The sequence below is a fragment of the Salinimicrobium sp. TH3 genome, assembly GCF_026676115.1.
In the GTDB taxonomy this organism is placed as follows: domain Bacteria; phylum Bacteroidota; class Bacteroidia; order Flavobacteriales; family Flavobacteriaceae; genus Salinimicrobium.
In genome coordinates, this window is record NZ_JAPONB010000006.1 from 76,090 (window position 1) to 94,516 (window position 18,427).

At 41.0% G+C, this 18,427-nt stretch carries 17 protein-coding genes; 7 read left to right on the forward strand and 10 right to left on the reverse strand.

The window, feature by feature from the left end; all coding sequences use genetic code 11:
- Positions 1-64: 64 nt before the first annotated feature.
- Entirely contained in the window at positions 65-706 is a 642-nt protein-coding gene (locus OU683_RS10690) for a fasciclin domain-containing protein (RefSeq protein ID WP_268138063.1), read from the forward strand.
- A gap of 109 nt (positions 707-815) precedes the next feature.
- On the opposite strand, the gene OU683_RS10695 is transcribed toward OU683_RS10690, so the two are convergent.
- The gene (locus OU683_RS10695) at positions 816-1,307 is read right to left on the reverse strand and encodes a hypothetical protein (RefSeq protein ID WP_268138065.1); all 492 of its coding nucleotides are present in this window, start codon (positions 1,305-1,307) and stop codon (positions 816-818) included.
- Between the two features lie 98 nt (positions 1,308-1,405).
- Between OU683_RS10695 and OU683_RS10700 the strand changes: the two genes are divergently transcribed.
- Positions 1,406-1,894: an RNA polymerase sigma factor gene (locus OU683_RS10700; protein ID WP_268138067.1), complete on the forward strand. Its 489-nt coding sequence runs from the start codon at positions 1,406-1,408 to the stop codon at positions 1,892-1,894.
- Positions 1,878-2,483: a hypothetical protein gene (locus OU683_RS10705; protein ID WP_268138069.1), complete on the forward strand. Its 606-nt coding sequence runs from the start codon at positions 1,878-1,880 to the stop codon at positions 2,481-2,483. The genes OU683_RS10700 and OU683_RS10705 overlap by 17 nt, the downstream gene beginning before the upstream one ends.
- Before the next feature lie 19 nt (positions 2,484-2,502).
- Here OU683_RS10705 and OU683_RS10710 read toward each other — a convergent pair whose 3' ends face one another.
- Positions 2,503-2,661, reverse strand: coding sequence for a hypothetical protein (locus OU683_RS10710; RefSeq protein WP_268138071.1), 159 nt, complete (start codon positions 2,659-2,661; stop codon positions 2,503-2,505).
- A gap of 166 nt (positions 2,662-2,827) precedes the next feature.
- Between OU683_RS10710 and OU683_RS10715 the strand changes: the two genes are divergently transcribed.
- The 3 genes from OU683_RS10715 to OU683_RS10725 all read left to right on the forward strand — a co-directional run bounded on the left by OU683_RS10715 (position 2,828) and on the right by OU683_RS10725 (position 3,750).
- Positions 2,828-3,154: a hypothetical protein gene (locus OU683_RS10715; RefSeq protein WP_268138073.1), complete on the forward strand. Its 327-nt coding sequence runs from the start codon at positions 2,828-2,830 to the stop codon at positions 3,152-3,154.
- Positions 3,151-3,348 carry a helix-turn-helix transcriptional regulator gene (locus tag OU683_RS10720; protein WP_268138075.1) on the forward strand — a complete coding sequence of 66 codons (198 nt, stop codon included), beginning with the start codon at positions 3,151-3,153 and terminating at the stop codon, positions 3,346-3,348. The genes OU683_RS10715 and OU683_RS10720 overlap by 4 nt, the downstream gene beginning before the upstream one ends.
- A gap of 126 nt (positions 3,349-3,474) precedes the next feature.
- The gene (locus OU683_RS10725) at positions 3,475-3,750 is read left to right on the forward strand and encodes a hypothetical protein (RefSeq protein WP_268138077.1); all 276 of its coding nucleotides are present in this window, start codon (positions 3,475-3,477) and stop codon (positions 3,748-3,750) included.
- A 107-nt stretch (positions 3,751-3,857) separates the two neighbouring features.
- On the opposite strand, the gene OU683_RS10730 is transcribed toward OU683_RS10725, so the two are convergent.
- From OU683_RS10730 to OU683_RS10765, 8 genes are all read right to left on the reverse strand, one after another.
- Positions 3,858-4,508 carry a porin family protein gene (locus OU683_RS10730; RefSeq protein WP_268138079.1) on the reverse strand — a complete coding sequence of 217 codons (651 nt, stop codon included), beginning with the start codon at positions 4,506-4,508 and terminating at the stop codon, positions 3,858-3,860.
- A 156-nt stretch (positions 4,509-4,664) separates the two neighbouring features.
- Positions 4,665-5,525, reverse strand: a complete 861-nt coding sequence (locus OU683_RS10735; RefSeq protein ID WP_268138081.1) for a hypothetical protein — start codon at positions 5,523-5,525, stop codon at positions 4,665-4,667.
- A gap of 3 nt (positions 5,526-5,528) precedes the next feature.
- The gene (locus OU683_RS10740) at positions 5,529-5,951 is read right to left on the reverse strand and encodes a hypothetical protein (protein WP_268138083.1); all 423 of its coding nucleotides are present in this window, start codon (positions 5,949-5,951) and stop codon (positions 5,529-5,531) included.
- Positions 5,952-6,044: 93 nt separating this feature from the next.
- On the reverse strand, positions 6,045-6,452 hold the full coding sequence (locus OU683_RS10745) for a hypothetical protein (RefSeq protein WP_268138085.1): 408 nt from the start codon (positions 6,450-6,452) through the stop codon (positions 6,045-6,047).
- A gap of 711 nt (positions 6,453-7,163) precedes the next feature.
- Entirely contained in the window at positions 7,164-8,540 is a 1,377-nt protein-coding gene (locus OU683_RS10750) for a hypothetical protein (protein ID WP_268138087.1), read from the reverse strand.
- Positions 8,541-9,104: 564 nt separating this feature from the next.
- Positions 9,105-10,964, reverse strand: coding sequence for an adenylate/guanylate cyclase domain-containing protein (locus OU683_RS10755; RefSeq protein WP_268138089.1), 1,860 nt, complete (start codon positions 10,962-10,964; stop codon positions 9,105-9,107).
- Between the two features lie 425 nt (positions 10,965-11,389).
- Positions 11,390-12,295 carry a hypothetical protein gene (locus OU683_RS10760; protein WP_268138091.1) on the reverse strand — a complete coding sequence of 302 codons (906 nt, stop codon included), beginning with the start codon at positions 12,293-12,295 and terminating at the stop codon, positions 11,390-11,392.
- A 502-nt stretch (positions 12,296-12,797) separates the two neighbouring features.
- The gene (locus OU683_RS10765) at positions 12,798-17,288 is read right to left on the reverse strand and encodes an ATP-binding cassette domain-containing protein (RefSeq protein WP_268138093.1); all 4,491 of its coding nucleotides are present in this window, start codon (positions 17,286-17,288) and stop codon (positions 12,798-12,800) included.
- A gap of 317 nt (positions 17,289-17,605) precedes the next feature.
- On the opposite strand from OU683_RS10765, the gene OU683_RS10770 reads away from it, so the two are divergent.
- Positions 17,606-18,409 (forward strand): formate/nitrite transporter family protein, encoded by an 804-nt coding sequence (locus OU683_RS10770; RefSeq protein ID WP_268138095.1) that lies wholly within the window; start codon positions 17,606-17,608, stop codon positions 18,407-18,409.
- The last annotated feature ends 18 nt before the right edge of the window (positions 18,410-18,427 follow it).

The window sequence follows — 18,427 nt, forward strand, 5'->3', positions numbered from 1 at the left end:
TTAATTAATTTAAACATAATAAAATGTAGACCTATATTTACCTCATAATCAAACTATAACAGATATGAAAAATGTATTAAATTATTCGAATGTTCTGAAGTCGTTCTTAGTAGCCGGCTTATTTGTAATGACATCTTGTGAAAAAGAACCTGCTCTTGGGGAGGTAAGTGCACTTAATGCAACTGAAGAAGCTACTGCAGCCGCGAATGCAAAGGCTTCGCCTGCAGCAATTAAAGGAGACAAAACTATTGCCGAAATAGTAGTATCCTATGCTACCGCCGAAGCAGTAGAGGACCGACAGTTCACGTTATTACTGGCGGCCCTGGAGTATGCTGGAATTACTTCCATGTTTACAGAATCTGATCAATACACCGTGTTTGCTCCTACCGATGCCGCATTTGAAAGATTCTTAGATGGAAATGCTTTAGATTCTTTCACTAAGGAGCAGGTTGCAGCAGTACTCTCTTACCATGTTACCGACGGAAGAAGATTTAGCAATAGCGTTGTTCCCAAGAATTCCCCACGTAACATTGAGACACTGCTGGGGCCTTCCATTTATGTAAACAGCTCGGCTGGTATTGATACCAATGATGAGGACAAGCAGGCCAATGCATCAATTCTTGTTGAAGCAGGATTGTTCGATATTTCAGCAAGTAATGGGGTTATCCATGTGATCGACGAAGTACTGGTCCCTGTGACTGAATAGTTTTAAAATCTACTTTCCTAAAGAAACTGTCTTTTCACGAAGGCAGTTTCTTTTTTTTTGATGTAGCCCGGCGGGTAAACACTTTACTGAAACGGGATCATTCCCGGCCTCAGCGTCTCTTATAAACGTGGACATCGCTACTGTACTTTACACCTTCGTATTCGTAAGGCTCCCCCCGGTACATCCACAACGTATTGCTGTCGGGAAAGGCAAACTTTATATTACGACCGTCGGCATTCTCCCATTTCAGGTTGTATTCACCATCAGAGATCCTTGTCCAGACGTAGGTTCCCGTGGCAAATTCATTCAGTGTACATTCCATAATGTTATTTACGTAGTAATGAACCGAAAATAGTTCCCCGTTAGCCTTAAAAAGCATGCTTTCTTTTTTGCCACACTCATCTGCCTCTCTTTCAATGGGCTCAGCATTTTCCGGAAATTCCATTTGTTTAACATATCCCCAGTCTCCAACAATGGGATCTTTTTCACTTTCTTCGGAAGAACATGAAAACACAAGAGCAGGCAACATAAGTAGTAGTAGTTTCTTCATTGAGTAATTCAAAAGGGCAAGGTTAGTTTCATTTGCTATACTAAAAAACATTTTTTTTTAAAAAAACATGTGTAGCAGTGAAATTAAATTTTTCCTGTCCAGATGTGTAATAAAATCGAACTTGCGGCACTAAACAGGAAAAGAACATTTTGAGCAACGATTTTTATACCTATTCCATTCTGCCTTATGCCCCAATTATCATAAAGATATGCAGGGCGTATACAGATTCGCAGGAGGATTATGAAGATTACTATCAGGAAGTATGTCTGCAAATATGGAAAAGCAGGGCTAATTTTAAAGGAAATTCCAAATGGTCCACCTGGATCTACAGAATCTCCCTAAATGTTTGCCTTACCCTCTTAAAAAAGAAGAATAAGAGTCAGCACTTAGCTTCCGAAGAAAAAATAGCAGCAGAACCGGAGGAGCCGCATTATTTCTCAGACAGATCCCTGGTGGTACTTTATGAAGCTATAAAAAAATTGTCGGAAGTAGACCGGGCCATTATCCTGCTGTACCTCGAGGAAAAATCCTATCAGGAAATATCTGAGATCATTGGCACCAGCCCCAATAATATTGGCGTAAGAATTACAAGAATTAAAAAACGACTTAAAAAATTATTAGATGGAAAATTCGATTGAAACAATCTGGACCAAAGGATTTTTGAAAGAGGAAGCCCTGTTAGCTCCCAGGGTAAATAACCTTTACAACAAGAAATCCAGTCTGCTTATTGAAAAACTGAAAAGAACCTATAGAACCGATAATAAAAGCATCCTTCCTTTGGCCATTCTCGCTGTAATTGGATTTGGGATTGCTGGCCATTTACTCACAGGTTTTTATATCATGGTGCTAATGACCGGTATGTTCTTCTTGAACAGGAAAAAGCTGGCCTCTCTTGAAAGAATTAGCATAGAAACCAGCAGCTATGAATATTTGCTGGAGTACAGGGAGATGTTCCTGAAGTTAAAACGCTTTTATACACGACTTTTAGGTTTCGGGCTGCCCGTTGCAGGGATAGCAGGCTATTTTCTCTTTTTTTGGAATACTCCCCTGCTCCACGATTTTCTTCAGTTAGACATAATTTATATCCTCGGGATCCTGCTGGGTCTTTCGCTTCTCCTTTCAGCAATTGGGGTGATGGCCTACCGGCTGAGTTTAAAGCTTGTTTACGGCAGATTCATTCAAAAACTGGATGAAATGTTAACCGATATGGAGGAGCTGCGGAAATAGGTGGCATTACAGCAAAGATTTATAACACCGGCCGCTTCTGTTTTTGAATTCCAGCATGCGTGATATTGCCGGTGAGTTTACCTAAATTGCCTTCTGCTTCGTGTTTTTCAGGAAAAGGAAGGCATTTCTTTCGTTCATTATTAGTCAGCATCAGCAGTTTCAATCCCGACATTTTCATCTTTCAGCGAGAAATTTTGTAAATAAGACTTTACAATTCAAAATTTATTTTACATTTGTCAAGTACACTTTACTAAAAGTCTAACTTTAATTACATAATCCTGAAACAGACACTAAAGAAAAACCTTTACAGACTTGCCGGATGGACATGGAGCTGGGTTGCAACAATGGCAATTGCTTCCTTTGGGCCCAAATATATTTGGGATGACCACACTACCTTAACTGTGCTGGCAGTTACTGTCAACTTTGCCAACGGGATCTTTATGGTCATTGCAAACAGAAATTTGTTCAATAATTTTGATGAACTGGAGCGGAAGATCCATCTGGAGTCTATGGCTTTAACTTTGGGATTAGCCGTTGTGGTGGGATTGACATATTCATTGCTGGACCTTCCAAATCTTATTGGTTTCGACGCCGAAATCAGCAACCTGGTAATGTTCATCGGGATCACCTATTTGATTTGTGTTACAATAAATACCCGAAGATACTCATGAAAAACAGGTTGAAAGTATTACGGGCCGAAAACGGTTATACCCAGGAAGATCTGGCAGATATCATAGGGGTATCCCGCCAAACAATTAATGCCATTGAAAAAGAAAAATTTGATCCCAGTTTACCAACAGCTTTCAGGATCTCAAAGCTTTTCAAGCAGCCGATTGAAGCTATTTTTCAGTTTGAGGATAATTAGAATACAATTATTAGAATATTTGAGCAGTAAAATTAAACTTCCTGTTGGTTACCGGATGCCGGTTGCAAGTTGCGAGTTGCGGGTTGCGACTTAGATGGTGAAACAAGTTAAGTATGAAGTATAAATGTGAACCACAAACAAAAAACCATATTTTGTGATCCCGTTCTGTTTGTATTGTCTTATGAGTTTCTTTATACTTTTAAGTGTAATGGTTTGGGCGCTATTGACGTAATCCCAATTTTTATCCCCTTCAGACTTCTTATCCCATTGGCAGGAGACGTGTTCAGGTCAAACAGGTTTGGTGTTGTGGAATTCCTGCGCAATGACAGGAAAGAGATCAGTGAATTGCGGTTAAACGATGTGGGAAGGCTGCGCAATATTAGCTTCACTAAAATTGAATAGAACGTTGATCTACGTTCATTTTCACCTGCCAAAAATGATATTTTGGGCAGGTGAGTTTTCTGAAGCAGCAGGTTTTTAAAAATTGAAGTCAGTTTATAAACCTCATTTTATAATTTGTACTCAAGCCCAAGACTAAATACAGAAGACTTGATGCTATTATCTCTTTCCACAATTCCAAAAAAGTAACGTCCATTGATGATTAGATCTTCAGTTAGATTATAGCCGGTACCTAAATTAAGACCAAGATCAAAATTATCATAATCATAATCTGTAATCACCTCCTGATTACCGGGTTGTTCTATAGGGTCATTTTCCAGCTTTTCATCTCTGTCGATAATAAAGCCTGCCTGTGGGCCGGCATCTACATAGTAAGATCCCGTGAAATAGTATCTCATGATAAGAGGAACTGCAATAACCGACTCAGTAATATTTGTTTCAAAATCGAGCACGATACTTCCTACTTCGTGACCGGTTATTTCCACTCCCTTTATAAGAAAATCAGTTCGCCGGAGGGCGAAGTGCAATTCGGGATGGAAGTAAAATTTTTCTGAAATGCGTTTGTTTAAAAAACCTCCAAGATAAAAACCTGATTTTCTTTGATAATCACCGTACTCCCTGCCATTAACCTCAAAATTGGGGGTGAATTTAGAGTAATTCCCTCCTGCTATAATGCCGAATTCCAGTGCTGAATTTTGAGCGTAAGAATGAATCGAAATACTGAAGATTAATGCTAAGGATAAAATGCTGATCTTTTTCATTTTTTGTTTTGAATTTCCTGTACGGCATAAGTATTAAAAAAAAATTAATGGTACTTAAAAATGCCTTTATGGAGAGTTGATATCTTATTTTAAAACCAGAGAAATGATTTCGTCGAATCTTTGATTTCATGAATTTGGACTATCCAAAGTTCCCCTTTATAAATTTTCAATCGATTTGTATTTCAGCTGAATTACCGAAAGTTCCCCATTGTTTATTTTCTGAATGGCATTTTCATAATCCCCGGCAGAATTGATCACCACTCCATTACGGTGCTCCTTAAGGGTGGAGAAAAATTTTACTTCAAACCATACCTTATCAAGTTTTTCCTGTTCCTTAGGAGTAATGCCGGTTCTGCCACTAATCATTGCGTCCATATGTTTGCGGGCAATATTTTTAATATCATCGGCAACATTGCCATCAGTTGGAAGATTTCGGATAGCACCAATTACAAAAAAGATCTTCCCGTAGCCTACCTTTTCTATATATTCGTTTCCATATTTTAGCTTGTACAGGGCGGGATCTTCGCCGTAAACTTTCGCCAGGGAGTCCCTTACCTCCCAATTTTCGGAAAAGTACTCATAACCGTCCTCATGTTTACCCCCACCAATCAATAAGCCCCTCTCGGTTACAGGATACTGTTCTATCACCGACTGGTACAATTCTGTGCTTACAGCAAACCTGGTAGTAAAATAATTTCCCGGATTGTAAAATTCATCGAATAGCCGATAAGGCAACATGAATGATATCGGGTCGGCATCGTTCTGCCACGAAGGACTTTGGGAAAATGACTGATTAAGTTTGAAATAGGAAATTTTAGTAGCACCAAAAGGATTGGCAACCGGAACGTGATTATCCGCGTAAATTCCTGCACCAACCTGCTCCCGGTATGCATAGTTTTCATCGAGAACAGTTTCTCCGTTACTTGTAACTATTAAATTCCGGCTTTCCCCGGTTTTATTGTAAGTGGTGGTGGCGGTGCTGCTGCCATCGGCCGCTGTGAATTCAACCGAACTCAATTCTCAGGCGGTATAGGTGTGAATAGCCGTACCAGCCTCGCTATACACCTTCTTGATTGAGGGAAGTCCGTTGTTATATGCTGTTTCGAACCATAACTCCCCGTCTGGATGATAATATTTGGACCAGAGCGGCTTATTATCTTCACTACGGCTAACTTCCATATACAGGTGGTGCTGCGGATAACTGGCGTACACTTTTGCCGATTTGATATATCCGTTTTCATAATATTCGAACTCTTCGGTAGGATTTCCGGAAAGCTGATACCGGCCCTGCTTTATCCAGCCGTTCGGGTATTGATCAAGCAGCTCGAAATGTGAAGTAGATCCTATAGCGTAGTCGGTTTGCGGAACATCGTCCTCTTTTTGGCAGGAAGACAATAGTACTGTCACTAAAAAAAGCAGCAACAGGGAGTAGTTTTTGAACACAGAATTAGTTTTAATTATTGGGGAAGTTAAAAAAATCTCTAAGAACCAATCATAACTAACATCAACCGAAATTCTAAATTTTGATTGCAAAAGTCAGCCTCTCTTTACGGTCTTGACATTTTTTTTAATGTAAAAACTTAAATAATAGACCAGAAGTACAACCATCATAAGCTCATATCCTGTTGTTATCTCTGCATTCTCGCCCTCAAATAAAACTTCCATAAAGACTTCAACAATCGGAATTAATGACCCGACTGTAATGGCAGTAAATAGGCAACTTAATCTCAATTTTGCTATCCTTGGATTTTCCTCTTTTTCCCTTGTGGAAACAAAGAGTAGGAGGGAAAAGAGGATTATTATTTTCAAGATCCAGCTGAATTTATAAGGATCAAGATGTATGAGCTCAGGCTTTGCAGCGTTAATGAACCAGAGGGTCATTGTGAGTACAAAAATCCCCAATGCGATCATTTTCCAGTAGTGAGGGAGTAGATTTTCTTTCATTTGTTTATAATTTTCCTGTGAAAACCATTTTAAGCAAGAAACTTACTATTTAGTAGGAATTTTCTTTGATTTGTTACAGAATTTATGTCCCGGCGGAAATCCATCCTCTTCAAAAGGAGAAAATTAAACCCTGTTTTTCCTGTAGTGCCTCTTGTAAAAACATACTTTATCAATGCTTAATTCCCCCGACTGTTCAAAGGCTGTGGTTATTGAAAATTAAAATGTTGCTGAGAAGCTTTTGAAAACTGAATTTTCAGAGGTTTGAGCCTCTGACCTCCAGATTAGGAATCTAGCTCATAGAAAGTTTCTAGTAGTGGCAAATTTAAAGAGGTGTCAAAAATGTCATTTAAACATAATAGTCTTTTTAAAATCTGTTCCTGATCTTTTTATTTAGCTTAAATGCCGGCATTGCTCCATAAAATTTATTCTGAAAAATATTGCGTTTTCGTGCGGACAGGAGTTTATTTCGAACATCTTTCCATTTTTTACCTGAAATTTAATTCAGGGTGAAAGGGTCAAACCCTTCAGAAAAAACTGTTACCAATTACTGTAGTATATTTAATCTCCTTTATGAGTTGATTAAAAGAAAAAACATTGCCACACAGGCGACAATGTTTTTTCTAAAGCTAATCCTGGAATGAATTACTGCAGAATGAAGGGGGAATCAAAAAAAGCTCCTTTTCCTCAATAGCAGCAAAGTTTAATAACCTCCTAGTTAGAACCTGACATTTTAAGCTTTGGATCAATTGTAAAGGTTCTTGTGTTTTCTGCATTAATGACCCTAAAGGTAATGTGGTAGCTTTCCAGGCCACTTACATACTCGTTCCTCACCTGGCCAACTATCAGCCTATCCTCTTTGGATATACTTTCCAGGATATTTGAACCTCCGTCCGGTTTGCGTTCAACTTCTAAAATATCAATAACAACAGTACTGTTTCCGTCCTTAGTTTGTCCACGCCAATAGACCTTCATGCCTCTGTCTACCAATGATGTAAAATTTTCGGCATCACCAGGTTTTCCGGTAGGATTGGTTCTGTCGTCTGAAAAAATTACTGTAGTGTCAAGATTATCTTCGTTAATGTTCTGGGTATCCACCGTCAGTAAGATATTAGTATCTCTTGGGGTATCCTCTTCCCCACAATTAATAAAGAGGTGTTCATATTCTGCAGTAGTTCCATCATTGTTCAGCAAAGCCTGTACCTCATTCCAGCTTAATGTACCGCTTTCCTCATAATCTCCTGCAGTTCCATAGTTACCCTCCCAGTCTTTAATGCTTACTTCATAATACAGGTAAGCTTCATCGCTACCTATTCCTTCACCAGGAGCAGGAACGGCGAGGCAAATAGGATTTGCATAATAATGTTCCCCCAATCCTATAGTAGGTGTTTGATCTATATACAGGGGAGTACCGGCATTTGAAGTTCCGAGATAAAGATCAAGACTGTAATTAGCTGTATAATGCCTGCCATCATCTGCACAGTAATTGGCAAAGAAGCAAAGGCTGGAAACTTCGATAGTATTGAGGTCAATGAGTAGATAACCATAAAGATTGACCTGCCGTTCATCAAAGCAAATTACAGGAACTTCCAGATAGGTTTTTGAACCTGCCTGAAGATTTTTAGAGATTGGTAGGGCCATACTCACAAATTCGGCAAACACACTCCCGGTCTTTGGAGCGGCCCAAATAATTTCTCCTGGAGAACCTTCACTCCAAACAACAAAATCTGTAATAGTTACAGAGACTGTCGAAGATCCTGATGGGATAGGAATTTCAAGCTCATCATCATATGCCGTAAAAAAACCATTCTCATTGCCAAGAATATCTACAGTCACATCAATGGGAATTTCGGACTCTCCATAGGTTAGGGAGAGTTGAGCATAAGCAGGAACTGCATCAGAACATTCAGGAGGATCTGTCTCCCCCTGTTTATTAGCAGATTCGTTCATCATACTGTTCAAAACAGGCTGCAGAGATAATACAGCTACCTGTTGAGGAACTACAGGATCCTCAGGTTCATCTCTACTACATGAAAGAAAAAAAATCATGATTACGGGCAAATAAAGAAAGTGACTTTTCAAAGTTCTCATAATTTTAAATTTAGATTAATATTAAGACAGGTTATAATTTGCTTGAATCTTGTAAAATATTCACGCTTTTATTCAAGAGGTGAATTTTTCTGCAGGGTCAAATAAACCAGCTGCTGGATCTGTCCCTTCTATCTTTACAAAAGAAGAGTACTATAAAAAAGACTTCAGAAGCTTATCTCATAAAACCACAAAGGTCCTTTTCTCTCTGTGCCTAAAAAATTACTTATGGGGGATTGAAATAGAAAACAGAGCTTGAAGTTTCCCTGTCTATTGTTGCTTAGATTTTGGATAAGACTGTACAAATTCTCTTTGCCAGAAAAAAAAGGCGGACATTCGTCCACCCTTTTTTGCCCCAAATCTATTATGAACTTAACCTACTTAGGTGATGGTGATATTAAATTACATAAGAAGAAGATATGGAAAAATTTTTTTAGACCAACGTCCTACAAATTAGCTAAAGTACTGTCTATAAGAAATTAATGTGGGAATTTATAATTTTTAATAGGACACTTTCAGTTAGATCCTTTTCCCGTGGATCTGGAATTCAAAAAGGTTTAATTCTTTCTAAACTACATCGACAGATTTTTCTTTAAGAATTCCGGTTACAAAGTACATTTTCATTTTTCCTTTATTTTTTACCTCTATTTCCCCTCTGTATTCGCATTTGTATTTATCCTTGATCAATTTATATGTGTTCTCTGAAATATTGATCTTGCCCGTTTCTGAACAGGCTTCCATTCGCGAAGCGATATTCACAGTATCTCCCCAGATATCGTAGGCGAATTTTTTTAGACCTACCACTCCGGCAATTACAGGCCCGCTATTGATGCCAAGCCGAATATCAAACCGTACTCCCCTGTCTTGTTTTTGTTGCTTGGCCTCCAGCACAAAATCCAACATTTCCCGGGCCGCGAGGATCAATCTCTCTGCATGATCTGGCACAGGAAAAGGTACTCCGGCGGCACACATATAGGAATCTCCGATTGTTTTAATTTTTTCCAGCCCATGTTTTTCCACAATTTTATCAAATTTGGAAAAGTAAAAATCAACGCTCTTTACCAGTTCTTCCGGGGAAAGGCTTTCGGAATAATTGGTAAAACTTTCAAAATCTGTAAAAAGCACACTTACATTTTCGAACCTTTTGGCCTGCACCTTTCCGTTTTTCTTTAGTTCTGCGGCAGTCTCTTCAGGCAGAATATTTAGCAATAGATGTTCTGATCTGTTCTTTTCTCTCTGGATGATTAGGTTTGTCCGGCGGATAAAATTATTTCGCCGATACAGCCCCACCGCAAGGAGCATGAAAAGACCCACCGCGATAACCGCTGCAACAACAATGTTCTTTTGGTATCTCCTTTGTTGATTGAGCAGATCTACTTCGTTCTGTTTCTGGGAAACCTCAAAATTGGTGCGTAGATCGGCCATTTTTCTTATAGATTCCAGGTTGGTCACGCTATCCCTGAATGTGATATAATCTTTATAATACTTATAAGACCTTGCAGAATCCCCCACAGCCTCATACAGCTGGGATAACTTAAAATTAGAGGCCGAGATCTGGTCCTTCAAATTGTGTTTCCGCGCCAGATCAAGACTTCTTTCAGCGTAAGCCAGAGCTTTTTCTTCATCTCCCTTTTCCATATAGAGATCGGCCATATAAGTAAGATATACTGAGATGGCATTAAAATCCTCAAAATCTTCCAGTAAATTGATCGCATTATTAAGATACTGCTCTGCCTGCACATCATTCCCTGCCCTGGCAAAGATTCGCCCCAGGTTTCCCAGGCAGTAAGCTTTACCAATTGGGAATCCTATCCTGTCGAATATGGCTGCAGCTTCCTGGGTATAATTCTCTGCAATTTCTAATCGATCTGTCCTTATGAATTCATCACCGGCATTGTATAAAGCTTTACCTAATAACACAGAATCTTTTTCTTTACGAAATATTTCCAGGCCTTTCTTGTAGTACAAATCTGCGTTAGAACTGTTCTCATTCAATGAATAAACGTTGCCAATAGCAATATAGAGAGAGGCGACATCTACTGCTTTATTGGCCCGCAAGACATATTCCATGCCCGTAAACAAAGCTTCGAGGGCTTTTTCGTAATCCCCCTTCATCCTCAATGCAGCTCCCTTTTGAATATACCCTCTATAGGTCATGGTTAAATTAGAATCGGTTACTGCATGGGAAATCAGAATTTCAGAATATTTTAGGCTGCTGTCCGGCTTTGTCTCATTTATGGCAATATCTTCCAGCAATTTAAGATCGTTAGCTTTTTGCTTGTCTGAATAATAAATATGTTTTAGGCTATCGGCTGTTTTCTGGTTCTGAGAAAGCCCTGTAAGAAAAGAAAAACAAAGAAAGAAGGCCAGAAAGATTTTTTTTGGACTATTGGTGATGTACGATAAAAAATATGTAAGTAAGTTCATTACAAAAGCCTCTCATTACCTGTTTCCTTCGAAAAGATTTTTTCTGATGAGTTAATATAGCTAATCTCATCTTTACTATTACCAGGGCTAAAAAGATTCCTGATTCTTTTAAATCCAGCTAATTAATTTTAGGTTACGCCAGCCACCATTGAAGATTCTTGTTCTAATTCTTAGTGAAGGCACAAAAAAGTCAAAAAATTATTGTCCATTTTATTACTTCAGAATCTGAATATAAGCATCTATATATCAATGGAGTAAATTTAATTAAATTAAAAAAACCTTTTTTCACTGAACAGTTTTAAACACTTTCAAAATACATTACGGGAGTTCACGAAATTCTGCTCTGGCTGTATTTTCAGCCATGATTCTGCTTTATTATAATGCTGTGCAAGGAAATAAAAATTAATTACCCAAATACCTCTCCCTTAATCTCCTATAAAATAATTAAGCGCCTGTGGATGATGTTCGTGAATTATCTCCAGCTTACTGCGGTTGTCCATCACCAAAGATTTGCGATAATCCTCCTGGCTGCTTATTAGCTTTTCAATGTGGTAAGTAAAATCTTCGAGGGTCTTTAAAGCGGTAAACAGGTACCGGAGACTTTCTATGGAATATACAGAAGTCTCCTCATCTTTTTCCACAGGGTTTTTCCCGTGCATTGCCATGTTCCTAAGGCTGGTTACAAGCCTAATCTGGTCAATCTTCTTCCCGTTCACTTCTATAGTTTCCGACGGAAAAAGTTTGTCGGTATAGCTACTGTTTCCGAATTCCAGGAGATCCCTTAGATCAAACACCTGAAATTCCCCCAATTGATTCATTTCATCTGCCCTTTTTTCAAGGATCCCGATCTTCTTGGAATAAAACTCTTTGGTGTGATCATATTTTTCAGCTCGATAATGGAAAAAATTGATCATATCCTCGTTTCGGTAACTCTTCAGGAAAAGGTACTGCCTCATGCGGCGTTCAAAGGTGAGCACATCATCCTGAATCGCCTGTAACACCTTTGTCTGGTTATAATCTGAAAAATGTACGATCCCGCTAAGCACTTCTCCTTTAAAGACAAATAGTACACTGTCCCTGTGGCTCTTAAATTTCTTTAGAAGCCCTTCATCAAAAACAGGATTTTCGGTTAAAAGACTAACGCTCTCATCAATTTCTTTCTTTGAAAAATTCCCGTCCTGCAGCTCATAATAATGCCTGGAATCATAAGCCGGCATATTGTGTATCCTTAGGGATTTACAAATATTCAAACAGGCCTCTTCTAACTCTTCATCATAATAGAGAATGTTCTGCTGGGAAATATCTTTGAAATTTAGTTTTTTATGCTGCATAGCAATTCAATTTTTAATCTTCACAATTCTACTTTGTCCCCCGCCCCAAACTTCTTCTTCTGAAGCCTCAACCCGGCCAGACGGAATTCCTCATTAGAACCTCCGGCTCTTCTTAAATATAATTTTTACCGGCCTCTAACGACCGCCAATGAATAGCTGCAGCAGGGAAACAGAAAAAGTTGTAATGTGATTTTTTTTGGGAAGTTAATCATTTTCCTAAAGTATACCCGCGAATTTGCCGGTCCTACGGATATGAATCAGCTAACTTCCGCCTTTTAGGTGATGAAATTCGGGATCTGAAGGATTCTTGTTCAGGTCATAGGTGATTCCCGGGCGAACATGAACAATTCGTAGCAAATGATTTGCAGTCCATCGGAAAAGCCCCGAAGGGATGCCATACCCCAATCATGGCTGACCAGATCCTGAAATAAATTCAGGATTACGCAGCAAGATCAACTTAGCTCCGTCATGCTTAACTTGTTTCAGCATCTAATTAAAAACATCACTCCAAAACAACTCCTACTCCTATTTTTCCTAAAAAATAAAGGTTATGGTCAATGACAAGAATATCATTTTTTTTACTTAGCTTTTTGAGGATCGCCAGTAACAGATCAATATCTGCATAATGCAATCCGGTGCTGGGTTCGTCTAAAATATAAAGCGTATCCTTCGCCTGGTCCTGCAGCCAGTTCAACAACAATAAACGTTGCTTCTCTCCCGTTGAAAGGGACTGTACCGGCTGGTCCAGACTAAGATGCGCCAGACCGATCTCCTCCAGCTGCACCAGGAATTGATGAATTTTGGTGTGTGCTTCGATCTCCTTTAACCAATGCTTTAATTCTGTTATGTTAAAGGCTAGTACCTCGCCAATATTTTTAGAACCAAATTGGTGTGCCAATATATGCGGCTGATAACGTTCTCCCTTACAGACCTCGCAGACCTCAATCGCATTGGCGGCTACATCCAGGGATGTTTCAATAAAGCCTTTGCCCTTGCAGTTGGGACACTGACTGCTTTTTGTTTTATAAGAAAAGTCGCGCGGCTTCAGGTTTGTTTCCCTTGCAAAGATCCTGCTGATCTCCGGCAGCAGCTCCAGATAAGATACTAAAAGAGTACTCGCATGGGAACGAAGTTTTTTGGTTTCAAAATAATGCGCTGCTGTATACTGCTTCGGAAAATTTATGCTTTCACAATGCACCGGCTTGCCGGTTTGAATACCTGGAATTAAAATCTCTTTTACCAGGGTCGTTTTCCCTATACCAGATTTTCCGCTAATTGCAGTGATTCCCCCCACCGGTACTTCCAGCGCTTCCATGGTCAAGCTATACCTGGCCAAGTCCCGGATTGCAATCGCCTCCTGCCCCGCTTTTAATGCCACCGCTTTAGAAGGGGTTTTAAAGAAAGGATGACAAGAGGGTTGTTTTAAAAATTCCCGGGGCGTGCCTTCGAATGTAATATAACCTCCCAACTTCCCCGCCTGCGGCCCCAGCTGCACTATCCGGTCTGCTGCAAGGATGATCTCCTTATTGTGCTCGATCACGATGATTGTATTGCCTTTTTCAAGCAGCTCTTGCAGAATATTAAGCAGGTCGGGGATATTATCATTAGACAATCCTGCAGAAGGTTCATCCAAAAGATAGGTGAGGCCTTTGAGCGGAGAATTCAACTGTGTGATCAATGCCACCCTTTGGTTTTCCCCTCCCGAAAGTGTAGACGATTTCCGGTTGAGCTGCAGGTGATCGAGATGCAGCTGCTTTGCCCTTTTGATGGTATTGATCAAATGAGGCCTAATCCCCGAGATCAATTTTTCATCCACCTCTTCCTGCTGCTCATTTGTAGACAACCACGCTTCCAAAGCTATAAAATTCATCGACTTTATTTCATGAATGGATTTCCCTATAATCTTAAAAGCAAGACGTTCAGGTTTGAGTCCGCTACCCTCGCAATGGCTGCATTCCTCGGGTGATAAAAGTACCCTGAGCTTATCAATATTTTTGTTTTTTCGGGTCTTGTAATATTCTTCTCCTAAGTAGTGAAAAAGCCCTTCCCACCTCAAGCTTACCTCCTGCGTACCTTGTCTTGTTTTGGTTTTGAAAACCCATTGTGTCTTCCAAACTCTTTCGCCGGTCCCGGAAAAGAGGATTTCTCTTTGCTTTTTTGTCAACTCCTTAAAAGGCGTGTCCAGACCGAATCCGTAGCTCTTCCCCAGCTCCTTTACGATAGCCATAAATTGACTTCCCCCATGTCCATAATAGGCCAGGGCTTTGTTGTGTTCAAAGAGTCCACCGGCGATGCTTTTGTTTTGATCTAACACTATTTTATCAAAATCGGGCAGTAATTCCTGCCCCATTCCATCGCACACGGCGCATCTCCCCAGTTCGTGATTGTTAGAAAAATGACTGGCAGATAATTCGCTGCCTTCATACTGTGCCTTCCGGGAGAAGGCAAACCGCAGGATCCTGTCTATTCCAGTTTGTTTGGCAAGTTCGGATCGCCCGGTAAAGCTTTTTTCTTTTCGGGTAATGCAGATCGTGGGCGTAAGCCCTTCAATGCTTTCGACTTCCATGTGAAAATTCACCCCTATTCTGGACTGCTGATAAGCCGAATACTGTTTGGTCATTTCCTGCAGTCCAAAACCGTGCAGCGTAGCTATCCCCAGAGCGGATTTCCCCGAACCCGAAATACCGGTGATAACAGATAACTTGTTTTTGGGCAGGTCCAGGTTCAGATCCTTGAGATGGTGCGTGCGTGCGCCCCTAACAGATATCTTATCCCGGGGCTGCACTACCGGTTCCTTCAAATCTACAGCCTCAGCTTTCAGGGCATTATCCACCAACGTATCACAGGAAGCCTGGAAAAGCGGATGCTGTTCAAAGCAAACAATTCCTGCAGTTTGTTTTTTAAGCTCATGCAAAGCTATTAGCAACTGCCTCACATTTTGACGGTGTAAGCCAATGCCCGGTTCTTCCATTACCAACAGCGTCTTTTTGGATTGCCTCGCGAAATGCTTCGTGAGTTTGATTCGCTGCGCCTCCCCTCCCGAAAGTGTATTTGAAGGCTGACCCAGTTTAATATAACCCAACCCAAGTTGCAGCATCAAAGTCAAAATTTTATTAAGCTCTTTCTCTTCGCTAAAAAAGTCTGCAGCTTTTTCTATGCTTAGTTCGTAGATGGCTGCAATATTTTTGTTGTTCCAATGCACCTTCAGCACTTCAGGCTTAAAGCGTTTGCCATTACATTCCGGGCAAACCTGATTGATACTCCCCATCACATTCATTGATAGCATTATCACTCCCGCCCCTTCACAGGTTTCACATCTTCCGCTCTTGTTATTGAAAGAAAAGACGCCTTTTGCCATTTTTAAAGATTTGGCTTCAGGGGATTTTGCCAGCAAATCACGGATCTTATCGGCCAGACCGGTATAGGTTGCGGGATTGCTCCTGGGCGTTTTCCCAATGGGCTGATCTGATACCGCCTGCATCTTCCATTCTTCTTTTTCACAAGCTGCGAAAAGGCTTTGCAGGACTTCTGGTGTTTTCGAGCTCACTACCGTCAGTTCTCCCGGTTGAGGCCGAAAGGAATCGGCTGGCACGCGTTTAGGCTGCCTCTCGGGTTTGGATTTTTCTTTTTGTAATTCGGTTAAAGTCGGAGTCGATAAACCTTCCGCAGACAAAAAATCCCTGATGGGTCCGTTAAATACCACTTCTCCCCCGTCCACTCCGGCTTCGGGTCCAAGTTCAATGATCCAGTCGGCAGCCCGAATAAAGTTAAGATCGTGCTCTACCACCATCACCGTATTTCCTCGACTTATCAGGCGTTTCAGGATATGCCGCAAATAGCTTTGATAGTCTTCAGCTAACCCGATGGAAGGTTCATCAAATACATACAGGATTCCCTGCAGGCTGCTGTTTACCTGCCTAATCAATTTAATACGCTGCGCGTCCCCTGAAGAAATGGCGGTGCTGGGAGTGCTTAAGCTGTACTCCTGCATTCCCAGGCGGCGCAGGTCGTATAAACGTTCGCAGATCTTATCTACCAGCACCTGTTCCCCTGCTGAATAGCCCAAACTTTCAAGTCGGGAGTACAAATTATTTAAAGGCAGGTCCATCCATTCCCGGAAGTTTAGCCCCTGCCATTTAAATTGAAGATGTTCAGCTTTTATTCGTGCTCCATTACAATCTGGACAAACACGGGAACTAACGAACTTTAAGATGTTCTTATTGCGATCCCTTTTTAGGATATCATTCATAATGGGAAGCATCCCCCTGTAATATCCTTCTTCCCGGGGCTTTGCCTTCAAACCTTCCCATCTCAACCGGGATTCCAAAGTATGTTTTCCGTAGAATACCTTGATACGGTCACTACCATTCAGGACCACCTCCTGTTGTTCGACTGTGAGCTCCTTCCAGGGTATATCCACGCTAAAATGATGAGCCCGGCACACCTTATCCAGTTCCTCCACCGTGATCTGCGAATATACAATATAGCCGCCGGGCAATGTCGTGGTGATGGCGCCTTCCCTAAGGGTTTTGTTCTCATCCCCCACCAGTTTTCCAGGATCAATGTATTCTGCCTCTCCGAGTCCGTGGCAGCGTTCGCAGGCGCCTTTTGGATGATTAAAAGAAAAAAGCGACTTGCTCACCGTCGCGGTGCCGGCATAACGGGCGAAAAGGATCCGGAAAATCGCTGCGAGTTCAGATAGAGTGCCAAAAGTGGCATTTACAGACCGAAATCTTTTCGACTGTTCCACCTTGATCACCGGGGGCAGCCCCTGTATGTCATCTACTTCGGCGGTAGGGATCAATTGTAAGTTCTGCTGGTTGTATATAGGCAGGCTTTCCAGGAAATAGCGGTAACCTTCATTGGCAATTACATCCATGGCAAGCGAAGATTTTCCCGAACCCGATAAGCCGGTCACAACGATCAATTGATTTTCAGGAATGTTTAGAGAAATGTTTTTAAGGTTGTTCTGGTGGGCATTAAGGATGCGCATAAAGGCGTTGGGTTCTTTTTTTGGAAAGATAAAGATAGGAAGATTGTTTTGGGGAGTGGTTAATTGATTAAATGGGCAATTGAGGAATGGGGATTGGAAAAAGAACCAGAAGCCAAGACTTCATCCATAGCTAAACAAAATCGGACTTCTATCTTCTGGTACGCCCCTGTTTTCGATACAATTTTCAAAACCGTCAATTTCAGCTGGGTCATTTTTACTGACGGCTTTTTTAAACCGGGCACTAAAATAGCAATAGTTTTGTTAAAGTTTTTTCCGGTTTGGTTTACTGCACTACCTTAAAAGTTAAGCTCTTAACCATGTCAGAAAAGGAAGATTATTTTATCGAAACCGAAAGAAGACAATCCCCTTCCGCCGCTGTTGTTCATGAAACTATTTTTAAGGAAGCAGAATCGGAATTGGAACGTTCTACCACCGCGCTTTTCTGGTCCGGTTTTGCTGCAGGCCTTACCATGAGCCTCTCCATGATCACCGAAGGCATTTTGCACACCTACCTGCCAGAGGCCGACTGGAGACCATTAATTGCAAACTTTGGGTACAGTATAGGATTTTTAGCCATCATCCTCGCCCGGCAACAACTTTTTACCGAAAATACCCTCACCCCCATTCTGCCGCTGCTCCACCGGAAGGATATGAAAACCTTTAAAAATGTACTCAGATTATGGGGGGTAGTACTGGTGGCAAACTTATTAGGTGTATTTCTAATCTCCTGGATCGCAGCCAGGACATCTGCTTTTGAACCTGAAGTTCAAGAGGCTTTTATAGCCCTGGGTTCAAAAGCCCTGGCTCCCGACTTTGCCACGATTCTACTGCGAGGGATCTTTGCAGGATGGCTTATTGCGCTGATGGTTTGGCTTCTACCTTTTGCTGAAACGGCACGGGTATGGGTAATCATCATCATCACCTGGATCGTTGGAATTGCCGAACTAAGCCATGTGATAGCGGGTTCTTCTGAAACTTTCACGCTGGCCTTCTCGGGAGCGGCAAGCTGGGGAGAAGTATTGGGAGGTTACCTGCTACCCTCATTGATAGGAAACATACTTGGGGGAGTGATCCTGGTTGCCGTGCTCAACCATGCACAGGTAAAAGGTAATGAGAAATAGAAATTTCTGTTTAATATC

Excerpts from the sequence above, each read along its gene's own strand:
- OU683_RS10690 (WP_268138063.1), top strand. The coding sequence starts at position 65 with ATGAAAAATGTATTAAATTATTCGAATGTTCTGAAGTCGTTCTTAGTA.
- OU683_RS10695 (WP_268138065.1), bottom strand. The coding sequence starts at position 1,307 with ATGTTTTTTAGTATAGCAAATGAAACTAACCTTGCCCTTTTGAATTAC.
- OU683_RS10705 (WP_268138069.1), top strand. The coding sequence starts at position 1,878 with ATGGAAAATTCGATTGAAACAATCTGGACCAAAGGATTTTTGAAAGAG.
- OU683_RS10710 (WP_268138071.1), bottom strand. The coding sequence starts at position 2,661 with ATGAAAATGTCGGGATTGAAACTGCTGATGCTGACTAATAATGAACGA.
- OU683_RS10715 (WP_268138073.1), top strand. The coding sequence starts at position 2,828 with ATGGCAATTGCTTCCTTTGGGCCCAAATATATTTGGGATGACCACACT.
- OU683_RS10720 (WP_268138075.1), top strand. The coding sequence starts at position 3,151 with ATGAAAAACAGGTTGAAAGTATTACGGGCCGAAAACGGTTATACCCAG.
- OU683_RS10730 (WP_268138079.1), bottom strand. The coding sequence starts at position 4,508 with ATGAAAAAGATCAGCATTTTATCCTTAGCATTAATCTTCAGTATTTCG.
- OU683_RS10745 (WP_268138085.1), bottom strand. The coding sequence starts at position 6,452 with ATGAAAGAAAATCTACTCCCTCACTACTGGAAAATGATCGCATTGGGG.
- OU683_RS10750 (WP_268138087.1), bottom strand. The coding sequence starts at position 8,540 with ATGAGAACTTTGAAAAGTCACTTTCTTTATTTGCCCGTAATCATGATT.
- OU683_RS10755 (WP_268138089.1), bottom strand. The coding sequence starts at position 10,964 with ATGAACTTACTTACATATTTTTTATCGTACATCACCAATAGTCCAAAA.
- OU683_RS10760 (WP_268138091.1), bottom strand. The coding sequence starts at position 12,295 with ATGCAGCATAAAAAACTAAATTTCAAAGATATTTCCCAGCAGAACATT.
- OU683_RS10765 (WP_268138093.1), bottom strand. The coding sequence starts at position 17,288 with ATGCGCATCCTTAATGCCCACCAGAACAACCTTAAAAACATTTCTCTA.
- OU683_RS10770 (WP_268138095.1), top strand. The coding sequence starts at position 17,606 with ATGTCAGAAAAGGAAGATTATTTTATCGAAACCGAAAGAAGACAATCC.